Consider the following 18,677-nt stretch of genomic DNA (forward strand, 5'->3'; position numbering starts at 1 on the left):
GGCTAGTCCTTGGCTGTTGCCCAGCCCAGCATCTGTTCGAAGAGCGTCTTGTAGCCGCTCCAGGCGACGAAGCCAGGCGGCAGCCAGTGCGGGCCGACATCCGAGGTCCAGGCGACGGTGCGGCCCTTGCCATATTTGCCGGTCACCAGCAGCGGCAGGGAACGGTAGTCGGAAGATACGGTGGCGAGAACGTCCGCACCGTCCTTGACCGTAACCTCGTTGAAGCCGAGCAGGATCGGCCAATCCTTGCCCAGGCCCTTGAGGATCGGATGGCTCTGCGGGCCGACGACGACCGGCGCATAGCCCTCCGGAACCTCGACGCGGTCGTCCACCGGCAGACAGGAGACAGGCAGAACCTCCTCGACCGGCGTCTTGTGATAACGCGCGCCGCCATTGATGCCCTGGAAGCTGTAGTAGCCGCCGAACATCAACAGGCCGCCTCCATCGCCGACATAGTCGCGCAACAGGCGCAGCCGGTTCGGCGTCGGTTTGGAATGGATCCAGGTGTCGGGGTGAAGCAGCAGCGTGTTGGCGCCAACATCGGAAAGCACGACCGCGTCATAGGCCGAAAGCGCTTCCATGGTCTGCGGAAAATTCCGCTGCGCCTCATGCGCCGGCATGAAGGTGACGTCGAACGGACCATCCTTCAGCGCGGCCAGCAGTTCGTCGGCGCCGGTGTGATAGGTCACGGTCGGAAACTGGTCGAAGCCCTTGATATGGGTCGCGGTCGAGACCCAGGACTCGCCTGCGAGAAGAACCTTCTTCCTGGACATGTTTACTCCCTATGTCGAACTGATCCGCGGCTTAGAGGCTCGCGGCGAACACGGTCTTTGGATTGTCGACGAGCATGCGGTCGATTGCCGACTGCTCGACGCCGTGGCGCTTTAATCTCGGCACGAAATGCTTGAGAATGAAGCCGTATCCGAAGCCGCCAAAGCGCGTCAGCATGATCTTCAGAAAGACGTCCTGCGACAGCAGAATCCGGTCGATCAGGCCCATGTCGATGAGCGAGCGGATGGCCTGCGCATTCTGTTCGTCGGAAGGCGATTGCGCATCCTGGTCGGCATAATAGAAATCCATGCCGATCATGTCGTATTCCAGGAAGGCGCCACGCGCGGCGAGGCTTTTCTGATAGGTGAGATCGTTGTGGCTCGGATTCATATGGCACAGCACCGTATGCCTGAGATCGGCGCCTTCCGCCTCGACCACGTCGAGCACGTCATGCGCCAGCCGTTCCCAGCCGGGCAGATGGATGGTCAGCGGCACGCCGGTGATTTTGGCGGCACGGGCCGAAGCACGCAGCGACTTGCGCTCTTCGTCGGTGAAATCCTTGCTGACGCCAACCTCGCCGATGATGCCGGCCATGATGTCGGGCTGCGTCGTCCCGCCGCCGACATCGTTGACCAGGAATTCGGTGACGTCGTCGACGTCCATCGCCTTCAGCCAGTCGGGGTGGGTGTGCTGCAGGTAAAAGCCTGTCCCCATGACGATCCGCAGCCCCGAGGCGCGGGCGATGCGCGCCAGCTTCACCGGATCGCGGCCAATGCCGATATTGGTCGCATCGATCACGGTGTGGCCGCCGAGCGCCCGGTATTTCGCCAGTTCCGAAAGCGCCAGGTCGCTGTCGTCGAGCGAGACGTTGTCACGGTTCATGTAGGGGTTCATCCGCAACTCGCCGATGATCTCCATGCTGACCGGTTGCTCGGCGATCTTCTTCTCGTCGGGATGGCAGGGGCATTTCCACGATGTCGCGCCGTCGAGCAGGATATGCTCGTGCATCAGCGTCACGCCCATATCGGCGATCGCAACCGGGCCGGCAACGGTCATCACGGTGCCGGAGCGAACACCTATCGGCGCGCGTTCCCTTGGCTTGTCTTTGCTTGGCTTGTCGTCGAACAGATGATCCATGTCAGCGGCTCCGCGTTGCGCCCTTGAACAGGCGGAAATTCAGCCAGATGGCAACGAGGATGATTGTGCCGGTGACGATCGGCGTCAGGAAGGGCGACATATGCGCGAGGATCAGGCCATTGCCGATGACCGCGACGGTCAACGCGCCGAGCACTGTGCCGAGGATCGTGCCTCGCCCGCCGAACAGGCTGGTGCCGCCAAGCACCACGGCGGCGATGACATCGAGTTCAAAACCCTGGCCGGCATTCGACGAGCCGGAGCCGAGTCGGGCCGCGAGAATGATGCCGGCCACCGACGCCGCCATGCCGGACAGGATATAGACGAAGAGCATGATGAAGCGCGTATCGACGCCGGCGCGGCGCACGGCCTCGGCATTGGCCCCGATGCCGGTCACGTAGCGGCCGAACGGCGTCTGGTTGAAAGCGAGATAGGCGATGACCAGAACGACAAGGGCGAGCAGTGCCGGCACCGGCACGCCGAGAAACCAGGCCCTGCCGATGTTGACGAAGAAACTGGTTGGCTCGACGGGGATCGAATAGCCGCCGGTGATCAGCAGCGCCACCCCGCGGATGACGGAGAGACCGGCAAGCGTGACGATGAAGGCCGGTATCCGCTCATAGGCGATGAAGAAGCCCTGCAATGCCCCGACCGCCGCGCCGAGCGCCAGCATGGCGATGACGACCAGCGGCCACGGCAGGCCAGCCTGCAGCAAGACGGCCGACAGCGTTGCCGTCAGCGCCAGCACGGACCCGACCGAGAGATCGATGCCGCTCGTGGTGATGACGAAGGTCATCGCCGCCGCAACGATCAGCAGCGGCGCGGACTGGCGCACGATGTTCAGCAGATTGGGCGTCGTCAGGAAGGAGTTGGTGATCAGCGAGAAGACCACACAGACGACAATGAAGAACAGCGCGATGGAGACAACGCTGCCATTGGCTATCGCCACATCCTTCCAGGTGCTGTTGTGGGCGCGTTTGGGCGGAGAGGCGCCAATATCCCCAGGCGATGAGGCGACGTTCATGGCTGTGCTGCCTCACCACGGCTGGCGCGCGCCGAACGCGCGACAAATTTGCGGCCGACGATCAGGTTGACGATCTCCTCGATGCTGGTGTCGCCGATCTTGCGCTCGGCGACATTGCGGCCCTCATACATGACCTGGATACGGTCGCAGACCAGGAACAGATCCTGCAGCCGATGGGTGATGAGGATGACGCTGACGCCACGGGCGCTGACGGCGCGAATGAGATCCAGAACCGCCTCGACTTCCGCCACCGCGAGGGCGGCCGTCGGTTCGTCCATGATCAGCACCGACGGATCGAAGGAGGCGGCGCGGCCGATGGCGATCGACTGGCGCTGCCCGCCGGAGAGATTTTCGACCTTGAGCCTCGTGTCGGCAATGACAATGCCGAGCCGGTCGAGCATCTCGCGCGTCTCGTCATGCATGCGCTTGTTGTCGAGAAAGGGGATGCCAAGAACGCGGCTGCGCGGCTCGCGGCCAAGGAAGAGATTGCCTGCGACATCCACCGTGTCGCAGAGCGACAGATCCTGGTAGACCATCTCGACCCGAGCGGCTCGGGCATCGGCCGGTGAGGAGAAGGACACGACCTTGCCGTCGATCTCGATGGTGCCGGAATCCGGGATGACCGCTCCGGACAGAACCTTGCTCAAGGTCGATTTGCCGGCGCCATTGTCGCCGACAAGGCCGAGCACCTCGCCAGGCTTCAGGTTCAGCGAAACATCGTCCAGCGTCTGGATAGGGCCGTACCGTTTGCAAACACCGGTCATCCTGACGCGGTAGGTCTCGTCATCGCTCATCATGGTTCCAGTTCTCTGGACGACAAGTTCAATCGGTCTCCGGGCTGCGCGGCAACCTTCAGGTTGATGCGCAGCCCGGCGGTCGGGGAGGATATTACTTGAACATGTCCTTGAACTGACCGACATTTTCCTTGGTCACGATGGTGATCGGAACATTGATGATCGGGTCGATCTTCTCGCCCTTCTTGAGCTTGACGAAGGCTTCGATGGCTGCCTTGCCTTCACCGGCCGGATCCTGCTGGACGACGGCGACCACCCAGCCCTCTTCGAGACCCTGCACCGCCGACTTGGTCAGATCCCAGCCGAACACCTTGACGTCGCCGGTACGGCCCTGGCTGGTGACGGCGGAAACCGCGCCAAGCAGAGCCGGCTCGCCGGTCGCGTAAAGCGTCGTCATGTCGGGGTTGGCGGTCATCAGGTTTTCGGAGGCCGAAAGTGCTACGTCCTGCACGTTCTGGCCGTCGACCGTATCGAGGAAGGTGACTTTCTGGCCGCTGTCGGCGACGGCCTTCTTGAAGCCGTCGAGGCGCTGGTTCTGGATGAACGAATTAAGCGCCCCGACGACGCCGATCTTGGCGGTGCCACTCATATTGGCCTTAACGTAGTCGGCGTAGAACTTGCCGATATCCTCGCCGGCCTTGGTGTTGTCGACGCCGACGAAGGCAACGTTGTCGCCATCGGGAATTTGGGCGTCGATGGCAATCACCGGAATGCCGGCGGCCTTGGCCGCGGTGATCGCCGGCTTCACACCATTGACATCGATGGCAACGAGAATGATGCCGTCGACCTTCTGGGTAATGTAGTTTTCGATCGCGTCGTTCTGCGCGCTCGGCACGTTGTTGGCGTTGAAGATGACGAGGTCGACGCCGGCAGCCTTGGCGGCAGCCGTTGCACCGTCATTGATCTGGTTGAAGAACAGGGCCTGCTGGTTGATGGTGACGAGCGCATAGGTCTCGGCCATGGCTGAAGCGGAGCCGAGGGCGAGGGTCATGGCGATGGCTGCGGCGCAGCCTGAAAGGATCTTGGTAAGACGCATTCCGGTTCCCCTTGGTTTTGCGGAAAAGGCCCTTGATCGGGCTTACCTGGCGCCTGAGCGCAACGGTATAATTCAAGATACTTGAATTCTTGTCAAGCAACTTGAATTGGCATCGGCGAAGGGAAATGGGGCTCGCCAAATCAGAATGTCGCTGGCGTGTTCACCCAGAAAATGCTGGCGCGTTCATCGCCGACATTGCGATACCAGTGGGGCAGTTCGGAATCGAAAACGAAGGAATCGCCGGCAGACAGGCGAAACGTCTTTTCACCGACCATGAGTTCGATTGCACCTTCCAGGACATAACCGACTTCCTCGCCGGCATGCTGGATCGGGCCGGCACTTTCACCGCTCGCCTCGATATGATGGATGTTGCACTGCAAGAGGTGGCCCGGCGAATAGGGAATGACACGCTCGAGCGAAATGCCCTCGCCGCGCCGAAGTGGATCGAGTGCGATCAACGGCCGCGTTCCAGCCCGGAAGACAATGCCTTCCTCGCCGTCGGACTCCTCGAACATCCAGCCAATATTCGTGCCGAGCACCTCGACGAGCCTGTGGAGCATTGGAAGCGAGGGCGAGACCTTGCCGTTCTCGACCTTGGAAAGCAGGCTTTCCGAGCAATTGGCAGCGGCGGCGAGCGCCTTCAAGGTCAGGCCACGCGTCTGCCGGGAGAGCTTCAATCGTGTGCCGAGCCGCAAAAGGCTGGAGGTAGTCGAACGCTCGTCGCTACCCTTGTTCCTGATATCAACCTTGTTCATTGGGGCCGCGAACATCTCCGCTGGTTCAGCTCAAAGCGTAAGACCGATCAAACACGTTGTCCATCTTGTGAAAAATGGAACAACGCGTCGGACCGGAAGCATAGCTCCGGCAGGCAAGCGAGCGCCGCTGCTTCCTAAGCCGGTTCGCGCTTCAGCGCCTGGGCCATGCAGTGGATGCCGCCGCCGGTCTTGGAGATCTCGCTCATGTCGACCGCCGCCACCTCGAAGCCGCGCGCCTTGAGCTGGCCGATCAGCGTCTGGCTCGATGTCGGTGCGATCACCCTGTCCTTGCCGAGCGACATGAAGTTGCAGCCGAGCGCCATCGTGTCCTGGAACGGCACGTCGATGATCTCGTGGCCCTTGCCCTTCAGCCAGTCGACGATGCCGGGCTCGGTGCAGGCGAGGCAGACAGCCGTCAGTTTTTCGGCGATCGGCACCACCATCAGGTCGATATGGACGTAATATTCGTCGATGAAGGCGACGCGGGTCTCCCAGCCCTCCTTGTCGAACCAGGCCTGCACCTGGCGCGCGCCCTCCTCCTGCGTGCGGGCGCCGCCGCAGCCGATCAGCACCACGCCGTCCTCGATGACGTTGAAGTCGCCGCCCTCGAACGTGCCTGCGGTGACCATGTCGTAGATCGGGATGCCGAGTTTTTCGTAGGTGCGGATCGCGGCATAGTTCTCGCCGCGCCGCCACCAGTTGGCCATGGCGGTGATGAACGCGCCGTAAGGCGTCATGACGCTGGAGTCGCGCGAATAAACCTGCATCGGCAGTTCCGGCGTCGGTTCATGCCAGTGGATGTTGACGCCGAAATGCTCGTAGGCGGCGACCAGGTCCTTGTGTTGCGCCTGCGCGATCTGGATGTTGCAGGGCGCCTCGCGCAGATGCTTCCTCGACAGCGAGCTGGTCGAGAGATGGCGCAGGAAATTGGGCGAGCCGAGCAGCACGTCGGTGAGCACGTCGGTCTCGTTGGCGAAACCCCAGGCGGTCAGCGGCTTGGTGCCGCCGGCCGGGTTGCGGCGCTGCAGCGAAAACGGCTCAGTGACGATGCGGTCATGGACGGTCATGGATTTCTCCTCGTGAGGCAGCTTGGGGTGATTGGTTGCTTGGGATCCACCAGTCGCGTCCGCGCGGCGTGGTGACATATTCCGGCCAGCGAAAGCCGATTGGCGGCTCGTAGTCGCAGAGCGGCGCGATCCAGTTCGACCCGCCGACGCCGCCGCCGGTGCGGCTGACGAATTCATCCATCGCCGCCTCGCGGCCGGCGTCGTCTTCCAGCAGGCGCAACGCCGCGAGCGCGACGGTCTTCGCCGCGCAGCTGACCATCGGATCGATGGTCTCGGGAATGCCGCCCAGCGCATTCATCGCCCAGGCCGGATAGGCATGGCCGTTCTCGGAACGCAGCGCCGGGCGGGCGACATAGAAGCGGGCTGTCGGCGTATGCCAGGACATGTCGGTGTAGTCGTCGGACGTCGAATTCACCTGCGACGGCGCCAGGTCGCGGCGCAGGATCGCTTCCGCCTCCTCGGGCGCGATCAGCCGCTCCAGTTCCTCGATGAAAGGCTCTTCGCTTGCCACCCCGCCGGCATTGATCTGGATTTCGCGGGCAATTGTTTTCGCGGTCTCGTCCCAGTGCGGCGGTCCGACCGCCGACAGCGCCTCGTAGGCAATTGTTGCCATGGCATGGTTGGCGAGCCCCGGCCGCGACTTCGACACAAAGTGCCGCTCGTGGCGGCAGCCGCTCATCTTGGCGGCGGCCTCGGCGTTGCGGTCGAGCACGGCGGTCACCTGTTCGGCCATGGCAAGCGTCGGCACGCGGATCATGTACTGGATCTCAGCGAGCCCCGCCGGCAGATTGTCGGCGGTGGCCTGTCCGGCCGTCAGGATCGCCTCGCTGATCGACCAGCCGCCCTGATGCGGCAGCATGGAATCGCGCAACGACTTCGACGCCATGTACATCGTGAAAAGCGCATCATTGGCGCCGGGCGCCCGCACCGCCGAATGCGCCTGCGGGATGGGTGCTGAATCGCCAGTCGCCCTCGACCACTGTTCCGGCTCGTCACAGATGAAGCGATAGATCATCGCATAGGCGGCGCCGCAATGCGTGTCCCAGCGCGCCGTGTTGCAGAGCGGCAGCATGTAGAAAGGGTGGAAGGAGATCATACCGGCAAGGCCGTCATAATAGCCCCTGGCGGCGTGGATCGGCTTCGATCCCCGCACCTTCTCGGCGGGCTCGCCGGTGAAGCGCAGCGTGCCCGATATATCGTGGCGCTGCATCGCCGCCTTCACCGCCAGCAGGCCGCCAAGACTGGCAATGCCGAGTCCCGAATGCGGATCTGTGTGGCCGCCGGCCTCGCCGCCGAGGCCGGGGCGCGGCCGTTTCACGGTCGTCGCATCCTGGCAGTTGCCCGGCACCGCGTCATATTCGGCATACATGCCGATGGTCGGGCCGGCGCCGTTGGTCCAGTGGGCGCAGAAGGCGGTCGGCATGCCGCCGGAACCTTCCTCGACGGAAAAGCCCTCATACTTCAGCCGCTCGACATACCAGGCGGCGGACTGGTATTCACGCCAGGCGGTCTCGCCGAAGTCGAAGATGATCCGCGTCCATGCCGACAGCAGCGGCTGGATATCGTCCAGACAGGCAAGCGCGGTCGCTTGAGCCGAGGTCAACGGTTTCTCCATAACCAGAAGAAAGCAGTGAAGCGCCTCGCAAGAAAGTGATATGTTTTTCCGGCTTATGCAAATTCGGTTCACCTGAGGCCTCTTGCGAATACCCTCCACCCAGGCATTGCGCGCCCTCGACAGTTTTGCCCGCCACGGCAGTGTCTGGCGCGCCGCCGACGAACTGCGCCTGACCCGCAGCGCTGTCTCTCACCAGCTTCGCCTGCTCGAACGCGACCTCGGCTTCGATCTCTTGCAGCGCATCGGCAAGGGCGTGGCGCTGACGCCGCGCGGCCAGCGCTATGCCAGCGATGTGCGCAAGGCGCTGACCGTGCTGGGCGACGCGGTAAGCCGCCATGCCGGCACCGGTGTCGGCGGCTCGTTCAGCGTCAGTTGCACGCCGGGTTTCGCCTCGCTGTTCTTGTGCACCCATATCGGCGAGTTCCGGCAGATGTATCCCGATGTCGCGCTGCGCATCCTGACGCCAAGGCGCCTCGACGATGTCAGCAATGCCGATGCCGACGCCTTTATCGCGTTTGGCGTCGGCAACTGGCCGAACCGGGCGGCCGAACTGTTGTGCGAGATTTCCTTCACGCCGCTCTGCAGCCCGACGCTGCTCAACAAGGTCGGCGGCTTTTCCAGGCCGGCCGACGTGCTGCGCGCCAATCTCCTGCATCTCGGCGACACCGAGGACTGGGCGCGCTGGCTGGCGCTGTCCAAGGTCGAGAATCCCGATCCGGACAGCGGCATTTTCTTTTCCGACATGAACCTGGTCTTTTCGGCGGCGATCGCCGGCCAGGGCATCGCCATGGGCGACGAACTGACCAGCCGCCGGGCGCTGAGCGAAGGCCGGCTGGTCAAGCCCTTCGAAGCGTCGGTCCCCTCACCACGCTCCTATTTCCTGGTCTTCGAGCATGCCAAGGCCAGCCATCCGGTGCTTAATGCCTTCAGCGACTGGCTAAGGGCAAAGCTGTCGGAGAACAAGCTGGCGACGTATTGAGGTTAGGCAATCTCCGCAGGGGGAGATGTCCGGTAGGACAGAGGGGGGCGCGAAGGAACGCCAACCTTCGATGTTCACCGAAACAATCCTAATGGAATTGGGGCGCAGGGACTTGAGAGGCCGGCGGGACAGCGCCCCCCTTTGCCCTGCCGGGCATCTCCCCCACAAGGGGGGAGATTGGCAGCTTCGGCGTCCCACCACATCCCCAACGTCCTCCAGGCGTGAATCAAATTTGCCGATCAGGCGAAAACTATTCGGTTGCGGTGAATGCGCCCCGTGCCTACGATTTGCGCCAAGCGTGAGGAACAAGGCAGGATGCAGCAACCCGGCCGGGCCGCAGAGATCAAGGCAATCGGGATCGGCAAGAGCTTCGGCTCGTTCCGTGCGCTGGACAATCTGACGCTCGATATCGGCCGCGGCGAGTTCCTGACCCTGCTCGGGCCGTCCGGTTCGGGCAAGACCACCTTCCTGATGATCCTGGCCGGCTTCGTGCAGCCGAGCGACGGCCGCCTGTTCAGCGACGGCGTCGACATCACCGAGCGGCCGGCCGAGCAGCGCGCCGCCGGCATGGTGTTCCAGGGCTATGCGCTGTTCCCGCATATGTCGGTCGAGGCCAACATCGCCTTCCCGCTCAAGGTACGCAAGAAATCGGCCACCGAGATCAAGCGGCGCGTGAGCGAGATGATCGAGCGCGTCGGGCTGAAGGGCCACGAGAAGAAGCTGCCGGAGCAGCTTTCCGGCGGCCAGCAGCAGCGCGTCGCACTCGCCCGCGCGCTGGTGTTCGAGCCGGGCGTGCTCCTGCTCGATGAGCCGTTCTCGGCGCTGGACAAGAGCCTGCGCGGCCAGATGCAGGCCGAGATGAAGCGCCTCCACCAGGAGACCGGCACCACCTTCGTCTTCGTCACCCATGACCAGAGCGAGGCGCTGGCGCTGTCGTCGCGCGTTGCCATCTTCAATCATGGCAAATTGCTGCAGGTCGGCGCACCTGACGAGGTCTATGACCGGCCGGCCAACCGCTTCGTTGCCGAGTTCCTCGGCGAGATCAACATGCTGCCGCTGAAGGGCGTGCGCAGCGCCGACAATGGCGCCACCGGCCTTTGCGAGGACCGCGCCGTCAGCCTGCGCGGCAATGCCGACGCCGTCGGCGGCAATGCCATCCTGGCGATCCGGCCCGAGCATATGTCGATCGCGCGCGAAGCGGCGGTAGGCGAAAACGGCATCGCCGCCACGGCAATCGCCTCGACCTATCTCGGTGCTGCGACAAGGCTCGATCTGACGACGCGCCAGGGCGCCAAGGTGACCGTGTCGGTGCCGAACGAGGTCGCCGCGGCGGCGCTCAGCAAGGGCAATTCCGTCTGGCTGACCTGGCCGGCGGAAAAAGGTTTCCTCCTTCCGGATGCAGGACAGTGACGATTTGCGAATCTTCAAGTGATGAAACCGGGATTCGCGCTAACTACCGCAAACACCAACGACAAAAAGGGGAACTGACATGACAAATGAAACAAAAAAACATTCCATCGAGATGCTGTCGGCCAGAACGGCACGCGGCGAGATCTCGCGCCGGCAATTCACGCAGCTTGCCGCACTCGTGCTCGCCGGCACGCCGATGCTGCTGCGCTCGACCGGCGCCTTCGCGCAAGCCAAGGAGCTGGTGCTGGTGAACTGGGGTGGCGACGCCATCACCGCCTATGACGCCGCCTATGGCCAGGCCTTCACCAAGGACACCGGCATCACCGTCAAGATGGACGGCTCCGGCCCGACCGAAGGCGCGATCGCGGCGCAGTTCAAGAGCGGCGCGCCGACCTGGGACCTTGTCGACGTCGACCCGTTCTCGGCGATCACGCTTGGCGCGCAAGGCGCGCTCGAGCCGATCGATTATACGGTCGTCGACAAGAAGAAGATGCGCGAGGGCTTTGGCTGGGAATACGCCGCCTCGACCTATTTCTTCTCCTACGTCATCGCCTACGATTCCGAGAAATACGGCAGCAACGCTCCGACCGGCATGGCCGATTTCTTCGACGTGGCAAAATTCCCCGGCAAGCGCTCGCTCTACAAATGGGGCGTGTCGAGCTGGGAAGCTGCCCTGCTCGCCGACGGTATCGCCCCGGCCTCGCTCTACCCGCTCGACCTCAAGCGCGCGCATGACAAGATCGCCGCCTTCAAGGAGAATGTCGTGGCCTATTGGGGCGGCGGCGCGGAAAGCCAGAGCGTGCTGCTCAACGGCGAAGCCTCGATGGCGATCGTCTGGTCGACACGCGCCTCGCTGATCGAGCAGGATTCGGGCGGCAAGATCAAGTTCATCTGGGACCAGGGCCTGATCTCGCCCGGCGCGCTCGCCGTGCTCAAGAACAATCCCGGCGGCAAGGACGCGGCGATGAAGTTCATCGCCAGCGCCCAGGACCCGGAAAAACAGCTCGTCATGTTCGACAAGCTCGGCCAGGGCCCGGCGAACCCGGCAGCGGATGCGCTGATCCCCGCCGACAAGAAGCGCATCAACCCGGTCGACCCCGAAAACATGAAGAAGCAGATCGCGCTCGACATGGACTGGTACGCCAAGAACTACGGCCCGGCGCTCGACGAGTACACCAAGATCATCTCCGCCTGATCAGGGCGGGATAATCGGCCCAAGATGAGAGCATATCTCTCCGAAAGGATGGGCGCGGCGCTGCTGATGGCGCCGCTGCTCCTGTTTCTCGTCCTTGCCTATGCCTGGCCATTCCTCGGCGTCGTCAAATGGAGTTTTACCCTGCCGACGCCGGGGCTCGGGCAATACAACGCGCTGCTCACCGACGATCTGGTACAGTCGGTGTTCATCCGCACGCTGCGCATCGCGGCCATCGTCACCGTCGTTTCGGTCGCCGCGGCCTATGCCATCACCGTTGTCTGGGTGCGTGGCACGCCGGCGCAGCGCATAATCGCGGAATTCTGCATCCTGGTGCCGTTCTGGATCTCGGTGCTGACGCGCGCCTTCGGCTGGGTGGCGCTTCTGTCCAATCGCGGCCTGATCAACACCTGGCTGCAGGGAATAGGCTTCATCTCCGAACCGCTGGCACTGGTGCGCAACGAGTTCGGCGTCATCGTCGGCATGACGCATTTCCTTATTCCCTTCGCCGTCTTTCCGCTGGCCTCTTCCATGCGCAGCCTCGACGACCGCGTGCTGCTCGCGGCGCGCGGGCTGGGATCCAGCCGCATGCGCACCTTCTGGTCGGTGTTCGTGCCGATGACGCGTTCCGGCATCATCGGCTCGGCGATGATCGTCTTCGTCTTCTCGCTGGGCTTCTTCGTCACGCCGGCGATCCTCGGCGGCGGCCGCAGCGTGATGATCGCCGAGCTGATCTATCTCCGCATCTTCCAGAGCCCGGACTGGGGCCTGGGAGCGGCGATCAGTGTCGTGCTGGTGCTGTTCGTCGGCGCGCTGATGGCGCTGCTGTTCCGCTATGTCAGACCAAAGCAGTTGATCTGATGCCGACTTATCGCCCCGGTCCCGTGTCGCTGGTCCTCGCCGTCCTGGTGGCGCTGTTCCTGCTCCTGCCGCTGCTTGCCGTCATTCCGGTATCGCTGACGCCCAGCCGCATGCTGGCGATGCCGTCCGGCGAATTGTCGCTGCGCCACTATCGGGCGCTGATCGAGGATCCGCGCTGGATCCAGTCGATCCTGCTCTCGATCCGGATCGGCGTCGTCAGCAGCGCGTTCTCGACCGTGCTGGCACTCTGCTTCAGCCTCGGCGTCTGGATGTTCCAGCCGCGCTTCACCGCAGCTCTTGTCGGCTTCGTGCTGCTGCCGATGGTGGTGCCGCCGGTGGTCTCGGCGATCACGCTCTATTTCCTGCTCACCTCGATTTCGGGTTTCAGCTCGTTCTTCGGCTATGACACCTGGCTCGGCGTCGCCATGGCGCATGCGGTGATGACGGTGCCCTTCGCCACGGTGCTGATCCTGGTCTCGCTCAGCCAGCTCGACCGCCGCATCGACCTTGCCGCGCGCGGCCTCGGCGCAACCGTCTGGGAGCGCGCCACCCGCATCATCATGCCCAACATCAAGTTCGGCATCATCACCGCGGCACTTCTTTCCTTCGTGCTGTCCTGGGAAGAGATCGGCGTCACTCTGTTCATCACCTCGGTCAATGCCATCACCTTGCCCCGGCTGATGTGGATGGGCCTGCGCGACAATATCGACCCGGCGATCGCAGCGCTCTCGGTGATCCTGATCATCATCACCGTGCTGGTGCTGGCGGTTCGCAGCGTCGTGGTCAGGCTGCGCGGGGCGCAGTAAAGCCGGACGGAAGACTCGCGTTCCGAATGCGGCCACCCAGTGGTCGGCGCGACTTCACGCCGCGAAGAATTTTGAGAGCGAAGTTGCCGTATCGTCCGGGTGCTCCTCCGGAAAGAAATGTCCGGCCTTGACCGGGTGGCCTTCGACTTTGTCCGCCCATTGTCGCCAGATCGCCAGCGGTCCGCCCTCACCCGCATACCAGTGTTCCAGCCCGCCCTCGTCGCTCCACAGCGCAAGCAGCGGGCAAGCGATGCGCCGGCTCTCAGCCTGATCCACCCTGTCATGGTCGCGGTCGATGCCGGCGGCGGCGCGATACTCCTCGCAAATAGCGTGGCCATGGTCGGGATCGCACAGCGCCTCGATATAGGCCGCCCTGACCTCAGCGGAAAAAGCATCCGCAGCCGAACCCCATTGCGAAATCGCATTGTCGACGATCGCATCGGGCGCGGCCGCCATCATGCGCTCCGGCAGCGGTGCCGGCTGCGCGAGCAGGCTCCACGGCCAGAAGCCGAGCGCCAGTCTGGCATCGGCGCGATCCCAGGCAGGGGCCGTGGGGATGACATCGAGGACGGCGACCTTCGACACCTGACCGGGATGGTCGAGCGCCAGCCGATAGGCGACACGCCCGCCGCGATCATGGCCGGCAATCATGAAGCGCTCGAAGCCCAGTGTGTTCATGACTTGCACCATGTCACCAGCCATGGCTCGTTTGGAATAAGGGGTGTGATCGGGCGAGGATGCCGGACAACCGCTTTGGCCATAACCCCGGAGATCGGCGGCGACCACGGTAAAGCGCGGCGCCAGCGCCGTGGCAATATCCCTCCACATCAGATGGGTTTCGGGAAAACCATGGAGAAGCAGCAGCGGCGGGCCTTCTCCACCGACCCTGACGAAGATCGACGTGTCCGCCACCTTCACGCTGCTCGCCTCGAAGCCCGAAAACATCACGCGTCCCTGCCCTCTCCTCCTTCCTGTGGCCCCAGCGTGCCGTGGCTGGAGCGGATGCTGAGCACCTGCACGCCTGCCGGCAGTTCGATCAGGAATTCCTTGTCCCGGTCCAGATGGTGGATGCTTTTCGGATCGCCGCCGGTGAATGCGGCCATCGCTTCGACATTCTCCCAATAGGAAATCGTCATGAATTCCGCGTAAGTGGGCGTGTCTTCGCGGAATGTCTGCACCCCAAGCGCCTTGTCGATCAGCGGCTTGATGCCGGCTTCATAATTGTAGCGCTCATAGGCGTCGGCATTCTCGGGCAAGGTTCTGCCGCGCCAGATGCGGGCGATGGTCGGTGTTTTCGCTGCCATCACCGATAAACATCTGAATGCGAGCCCTGTTCCATTGCCAGTCGCAGGTCGACGAGACCGAACGCCGCGACTTGGCAGCCTACCCCATCGCGTGGCGGATGGTCTTGGACAGGCGGGTCAGGAATGCCGGCCTCGACGAGGCGTCGAGCTTCCACGACAGCACCGCCATCGCCATTTTCCGCGGCAGCATGCCGACCGACAGGAACCAGGCGGCAAGGACCGCTCGCCGGCGCAGCGACGCCGTCATTTCCAGGCTCGCGACGGCGCCCGCTGCCCCCAGCGCCAGCCGGGAATCGTCGGCCACCGGGTGTTGGCGCCGGTCCGCGCAGAGCGACGCCAGCCGCTCTTCAAGATGCACCGGATCGTGGCGGACCGTATCCAGTGGCACTACGGTCACGCCGACCTCGGACGCCTGGTCCGACAGCGCCTGCAGGCGGCGGAAATCGTGCTTCACCCGCCAGCGCGCCCGCTCGGCGAGCTTCTCACCGAAGACCGAATGGTTGGCGCCGTGGATCCGGTAGGCGCCGACGCATTCGTCGACGGATTGCACATGCCCGTAAAGCGGCGCCAGCGTCGCAAGATAGCCATCGGCGCCCTGGCGGAACTCCGGCTCCGGTATCGGCATGATCGTTTCCAGCGTCGTCCGGTCGAAGGCCAGCCCGCTGGTCACGGTCGTCTGGTAACGCCCCTTGTGCAGGAGCTTGGGCATGACATCGCCGCTGTCGAACGGCAGTTCGGGCGGCGGAAAGACATCCTTGATGCCCTCTCGCTTGATGCCCCCTCGCTTCATGCCTTGTCGTTCGTCGACGATATGCAGCCTTGATTGCACCTGTGCGGTTGCCGCATCCCAGATGTCCACGATCGTCGAGACGGCGGTCGGATAGAGATAGTCGTCGGCATCGAGGAAGAGGACGATCTTGCCTGAGCTTGCGGCAAAGCCGGTGTTGAAGGCGGCGGCATGTCCACCATTCTTCTCCCGCGGGCAGGCGAGGATCCTGTCGCCATAGGATTTCATGATTGTCGTGGAATTGTCCTGCGAGGCGTCGTCGACAACGATGACTTCGACATCGGCGTAATCCTGCTCCAGGGCGCTGTCGATGCTGCGCTTGAGGAAACGCGCATAGTTGTAGTTCGGGATGATGATGGATACCGGAATGCTCGGGACAGGCTGCATCGCATTTGACCTCGCATCTTGTTTTGGTTTCAGCAAACCCGCTCGCGGGCCTGCTCCCTCTTCAAGCGCGTCCCACGAATTCCCTAGAGAAAGCTTGTCGCCTTCCGTCAGGACGGGTCACGTCTCTTGCTTTGCGACTTCATGCTGAGGCCGCCATCGCCTTCGGGAACTGCCGCCCGGATCAGGGTCGACGGCAGCAACGCTCCGACGGTTCGGCTGGGACGACACGACAACCGAGCCCGACGGAAAAGCTTCGGTCGCGATCAGGTCGGGATCGAAGCGGACAGGCACCTTGAAGGCATGGCGGATACTGACCCCCAAATGCGGCCGGAGCAAGCCCTTCGCCAAGAACAAGGCTCACAAGCCTGTTACGTCTCAGGCGGCATGCAGCGTTGGAATGGCGCTGACATCCACTTCGCGCTCCGCGTGCCAGGCATCGTAAGCAGCCTGCATCCTGAGCCAGATCGCGGCGCCGTCGCCGAACATCTTGCCAAGGCGCGCGGCGACGGCCGGCGACACCGGCTTCTTCTCGCGGATGATGTCATAGAGCTGCTGGCGCGAGATTCCGAGCAGATTGGCGATTTCCACCTTGGTCTTTCCGGTTGCCGGGATAATGTCGTCAAGCAGCGCTCCAGGGTGGGACGGGCAGCGCTCCATCGGACGCGTCGGCTCATACACGCTCATAAATCGACTGCTCCAATCTGCCGCCTCAATGGTCTCAATGGTATTGTTCGAAATCGACTTGGGCGGCATCATTGCCGTCGAACTCGAATGTGATGTACCACGGCCCGTTAACATGCACCGTATAGCGGGTCGGGTTGAAGCCTTTCAAAGAATGGAGGTCGAAGCCCGGCATGTTCATGTCTTCCGGCTTTTCCGAGACTTCCAGACGGTCAAGCCGTACAAGGATGCGCTTGTGCATCTTGGCGTCGATCTTCCCGGTCTTCCCGGTCTTTCCGGTCTTTCCGGTTTGAAAGAGGTCCGCCAGCGCCTTGTGCTTGAACGATTTGATCATGCAATATGTAAGCATCTTGCTTACGCAAGTCAATCGGATGTAAGCAACTAATTTACAGAATAGCCCGCCATCGGCAGCCAATATGCGATCATCGGCTTGGAAGGCCAGTGCTCTATCCCGAAGCCGGCGGCGAGCCGGCTCCGGGCAATGGTCATGCAGCCCGACCGGTCAGGCCGGCTGCAGCCCGGGCAGCGACAGGTCGACTTCCTCGGGCAGGTCGCCGGCCATCGCTGCGGCGAACTGGGTCTGGTCGAGTTCTCCTTCCCAGCGCGCCACGACCACCGTCGCCACCGCGTTGCCGATGAAGTTGGTCAGCGCCCGGCACTCCGACATGAAGCGGTCGACGCCGAGGATCAGCGCCATGCCGGCGACCGGCACGGTGGGAACCACCGAGAGCGTCGCGGCAAGCGTGATGAAGCCGGCGCCGGTGATGCCGGCGGCACCCTTGGAACTCAGCATGGCGACCGCCAGCAGCAGGATCTGGTCGCCGAAGGTGAGCGGCGTGTCGGTCGCCTGCGCGATGAACAGCGCGGCCAGCGTCATGTAGATGTTGGTGCCGTCGAGGTTGAAGGAATAGCCGGTCGGGATGACCAGCCCGACCACCGAACGGTTGCAGCCGGCACGCTCCATCTTGGCCATCAGGCCGGGCAGTGCCGCTTCCGAGGACGAGGTGCCGAGCACCAGCAGCAGCTCTTCCTTGATGTAACGGATCAGCGCCAGGATCGAAAAGCCGTTGTAGCGGGCGACCGCGCCCAGCACGACGAGCACGAACAGCAGCGCGGTCAGGTAGAACGTGCCGATCAGCATCGCAAGATTGGCGATCGAGCCGATGCCGTATTTGCCGATGGTGAAGGCCATGGCGCCGAAGGCGCCAATGGGCGCCGCCTTCATCAGGATGGCGACGAGGCGGAAGATCGGCGTGGTCAGCGCCTGCAGGAAATCGACGACCGGACGGCCGCGATCGCCGACCATGGCCAAGGCAACGCCGAACAGCACCGAGAAGAACAGCACCTGCAGGATGTCGCCCTTCGCGAAGGCGCCGGTGATCGTGTCGGGAATGATGTTCATCAGGAAGCCGACAATGGTCGTGTCGCCCGCCTTCTCGGCGAAGGTCGCCACCTTGGTGGGATCGAGCGTGGCCGGGTTGATGTGCATGCCGGCGCCCGGCTGGACGACATTGGAGACGACAAGGCCGACGACCAGCGCCAGCGTCGAGAACACCAGGAAGTAGATCATCGCCTTGCCGGCGACGCGGCCGACCTTGTGCAGGTCGGAAACGCCGGCAATGCCGGTCGCCACCGTCAGGAAGATCACCGGTGCGATCACCATCTTGACCAGCTTGATGAAGGCGTCGCCGAGCGGCTTCAGCGCCTCACCTGTCTCGGGATAAAAATGGCCGAGCAGCACGCCGGCGGCGATCGCCGCCAGCACCTGCACATAGAGATGCCGATAGAAGGGAAGTTTGCCGCGCGGTTCGGCGGCAGCGAATGCTGTCTGCATGACGTCCTCCATGGCGCCCCGATCGAAAAGCTCGACTCCCCGGGGCAGTTGCTTTGACCTCCAGCAGCCTCGCGACTGCTGAATTCGTGCTTGCAACTGCCGTGCCAACTGCGCGGAAGAAAGCCTTTCCTTTGATTTTATTGAATATTCCAGAGCTAAGAAGGCCGCTTCACACACAGTCAGTGCGACTATCCGCATAGCTCGAATTGTGTTTTGTGCGAAATCATGCACAGATAGGCG

Annotated in this window: 19 protein-coding genes; 5 read left to right on the plus strand and 14 right to left on the minus strand. The window is 63.2% G+C overall.

All coding sequences use genetic code 11. The features are described from left to right. Positions 1–2: 2 nt before the first annotated feature. From MESS2_RS23915 to MESS2_RS23950, 8 genes are all read right to left on the minus strand, one after another. Positions 3–773: a glutamine amidotransferase gene (locus tag MESS2_RS23915; protein ID WP_008877090.1), complete on the minus strand. Its 771-nt coding sequence runs from the start codon at positions 771–773 to the stop codon at positions 3–5. Between the two features lie 31 nt (positions 774–804). Next, positions 805–1,908, minus strand: coding sequence for a phosphotriesterase family protein (locus tag MESS2_RS23920; RefSeq protein WP_008877091.1), 1,104 nt, complete (start codon positions 1,906–1,908; stop codon positions 805–807). Position 1,909: 1 nt separating this feature from the next. After that, positions 1,910–2,929 carry an ABC transporter permease gene (locus tag MESS2_RS23925; protein WP_008877092.1) on the minus strand — a complete coding sequence of 340 codons (1,020 nt, stop codon included), beginning with the start codon at positions 2,927–2,929 and terminating at the stop codon, positions 1,910–1,912. Continuing rightward, complete coding sequence (locus MESS2_RS23930) at positions 2,926–3,726, minus strand: ATP-binding cassette domain-containing protein (RefSeq protein WP_008877093.1); 801 nt, start codon at positions 3,724–3,726, stop codon at positions 2,926–2,928. The genes MESS2_RS23925 and MESS2_RS23930 overlap by 4 nt, the downstream gene beginning before the upstream one ends. A gap of 91 nt (positions 3,727–3,817) precedes the next feature. Then, complete coding sequence (locus tag MESS2_RS23935) at positions 3,818–4,759, minus strand: ABC transporter substrate-binding protein (RefSeq protein ID WP_008877094.1); 942 nt, start codon at positions 4,757–4,759, stop codon at positions 3,818–3,820. A gap of 140 nt (positions 4,760–4,899) precedes the next feature. Beyond that, a complete protein-coding gene (locus MESS2_RS23940; protein ID WP_008877095.1) occupies positions 4,900–5,514 on the minus strand; it encodes a cupin domain-containing protein in 615 nt (204 codons plus the stop codon). Positions 5,515–5,648: 134 nt separating this feature from the next. After that, positions 5,649–6,581, minus strand: coding sequence for a dimethylarginine dimethylaminohydrolase family protein (locus MESS2_RS23945; protein WP_040593892.1), 933 nt, complete (start codon positions 6,579–6,581; stop codon positions 5,649–5,651). Further along, positions 6,568–8,196, minus strand: a complete 1,629-nt coding sequence (locus tag MESS2_RS23950; RefSeq protein ID WP_040593893.1) for a zinc-binding metallopeptidase family protein — start codon at positions 8,194–8,196, stop codon at positions 6,568–6,570. Before MESS2_RS23950 ends, MESS2_RS23945 begins: the two co-directional genes overlap by 14 nt. 82 nt (positions 8,197–8,278) lie before the next feature. On the opposite strand from MESS2_RS23950, the gene MESS2_RS23955 reads away from it, so the two are divergent. From MESS2_RS23955 to MESS2_RS23975, 5 genes are all read left to right on the plus strand, one after another. Beyond that, a complete protein-coding gene (locus tag MESS2_RS23955; RefSeq protein WP_040593894.1) occupies positions 8,279–9,175 on the plus strand; it encodes a LysR substrate-binding domain-containing protein in 897 nt (298 codons plus the stop codon). A gap of 315 nt (positions 9,176–9,490) precedes the next feature. After that, on the plus strand, positions 9,491–10,585 hold the full coding sequence (locus tag MESS2_RS23960) for an ABC transporter ATP-binding protein (protein WP_008877099.1): 1,095 nt from the start codon (positions 9,491–9,493) through the stop codon (positions 10,583–10,585). Positions 10,586–10,664: 79 nt separating this feature from the next. Next, positions 10,665–11,780 carry an ABC transporter substrate-binding protein gene (locus tag MESS2_RS23965; RefSeq protein WP_008877100.1) on the plus strand — a complete coding sequence of 372 codons (1,116 nt, stop codon included), beginning with the start codon at positions 10,665–10,667 and terminating at the stop codon, positions 11,778–11,780. Positions 11,781–11,804: 24 nt separating this feature from the next. Next, a complete protein-coding gene (locus MESS2_RS23970) occupies positions 11,805–12,638 on the plus strand; it encodes an ABC transporter permease (RefSeq protein WP_040593895.1) in 834 nt (277 codons plus the stop codon). After that, positions 12,638–13,444 (plus strand): ABC transporter permease, encoded by an 807-nt coding sequence (locus MESS2_RS23975; protein WP_008877102.1) that lies wholly within the window; start codon positions 12,638–12,640, stop codon positions 13,442–13,444. The genes MESS2_RS23970 and MESS2_RS23975 overlap by 1 nt, the downstream gene beginning before the upstream one ends. A gap of 54 nt (positions 13,445–13,498) precedes the next feature. On the opposite strand, the gene MESS2_RS23980 is transcribed toward MESS2_RS23975, so the two are convergent. The 6 genes from MESS2_RS23980 to MESS2_RS24005 all read right to left on the minus strand — a co-directional run bounded on the left by MESS2_RS23980 (position 13,499) and on the right by MESS2_RS24005 (position 18,437). Beyond that, positions 13,499–14,389 carry an alpha/beta fold hydrolase gene (locus MESS2_RS23980; protein WP_008877103.1) on the minus strand — a complete coding sequence of 297 codons (891 nt, stop codon included), beginning with the start codon at positions 14,387–14,389 and terminating at the stop codon, positions 13,499–13,501. Continuing rightward, positions 14,389–14,748, minus strand: a complete 360-nt coding sequence (locus tag MESS2_RS23985; RefSeq protein WP_008877104.1) for an antibiotic biosynthesis monooxygenase family protein — start codon at positions 14,746–14,748, stop codon at positions 14,389–14,391. Before MESS2_RS23985 ends, MESS2_RS23980 begins: the two co-directional genes overlap by 1 nt. Positions 14,749–14,827: 79 nt before the next feature. Then, positions 14,828–15,922, minus strand: a complete 1,095-nt coding sequence (locus MESS2_RS23990; RefSeq protein ID WP_008877105.1) for a glycosyltransferase family 2 protein — start codon at positions 15,920–15,922, stop codon at positions 14,828–14,830. A gap of 375 nt (positions 15,923–16,297) precedes the next feature. Next, positions 16,298–16,606: a HigA family addiction module antitoxin gene (locus MESS2_RS23995; protein WP_008877107.1), complete on the minus strand. Its 309-nt coding sequence runs from the start codon at positions 16,604–16,606 to the stop codon at positions 16,298–16,300. Positions 16,607–16,640: 34 nt separating this feature from the next. Continuing rightward, positions 16,641–16,937, minus strand: coding sequence for a type II toxin-antitoxin system RelE/ParE family toxin (locus tag MESS2_RS24000; protein ID WP_008877108.1), 297 nt, complete (start codon positions 16,935–16,937; stop codon positions 16,641–16,643). Between the two features lie 168 nt (positions 16,938–17,105). After that, complete coding sequence (locus MESS2_RS24005) at positions 17,106–18,437, minus strand: dicarboxylate/amino acid:cation symporter (protein ID WP_008877109.1); 1,332 nt, start codon at positions 18,435–18,437, stop codon at positions 17,106–17,108. Positions 18,438–18,677 lie beyond the last annotated feature (240 nt).

The organism is Mesorhizobium metallidurans STM 2683, from assembly GCF_000350085.1.
Lineage (GTDB): Bacteria > Pseudomonadota > Alphaproteobacteria > Rhizobiales > Rhizobiaceae > Mesorhizobium > Mesorhizobium metallidurans.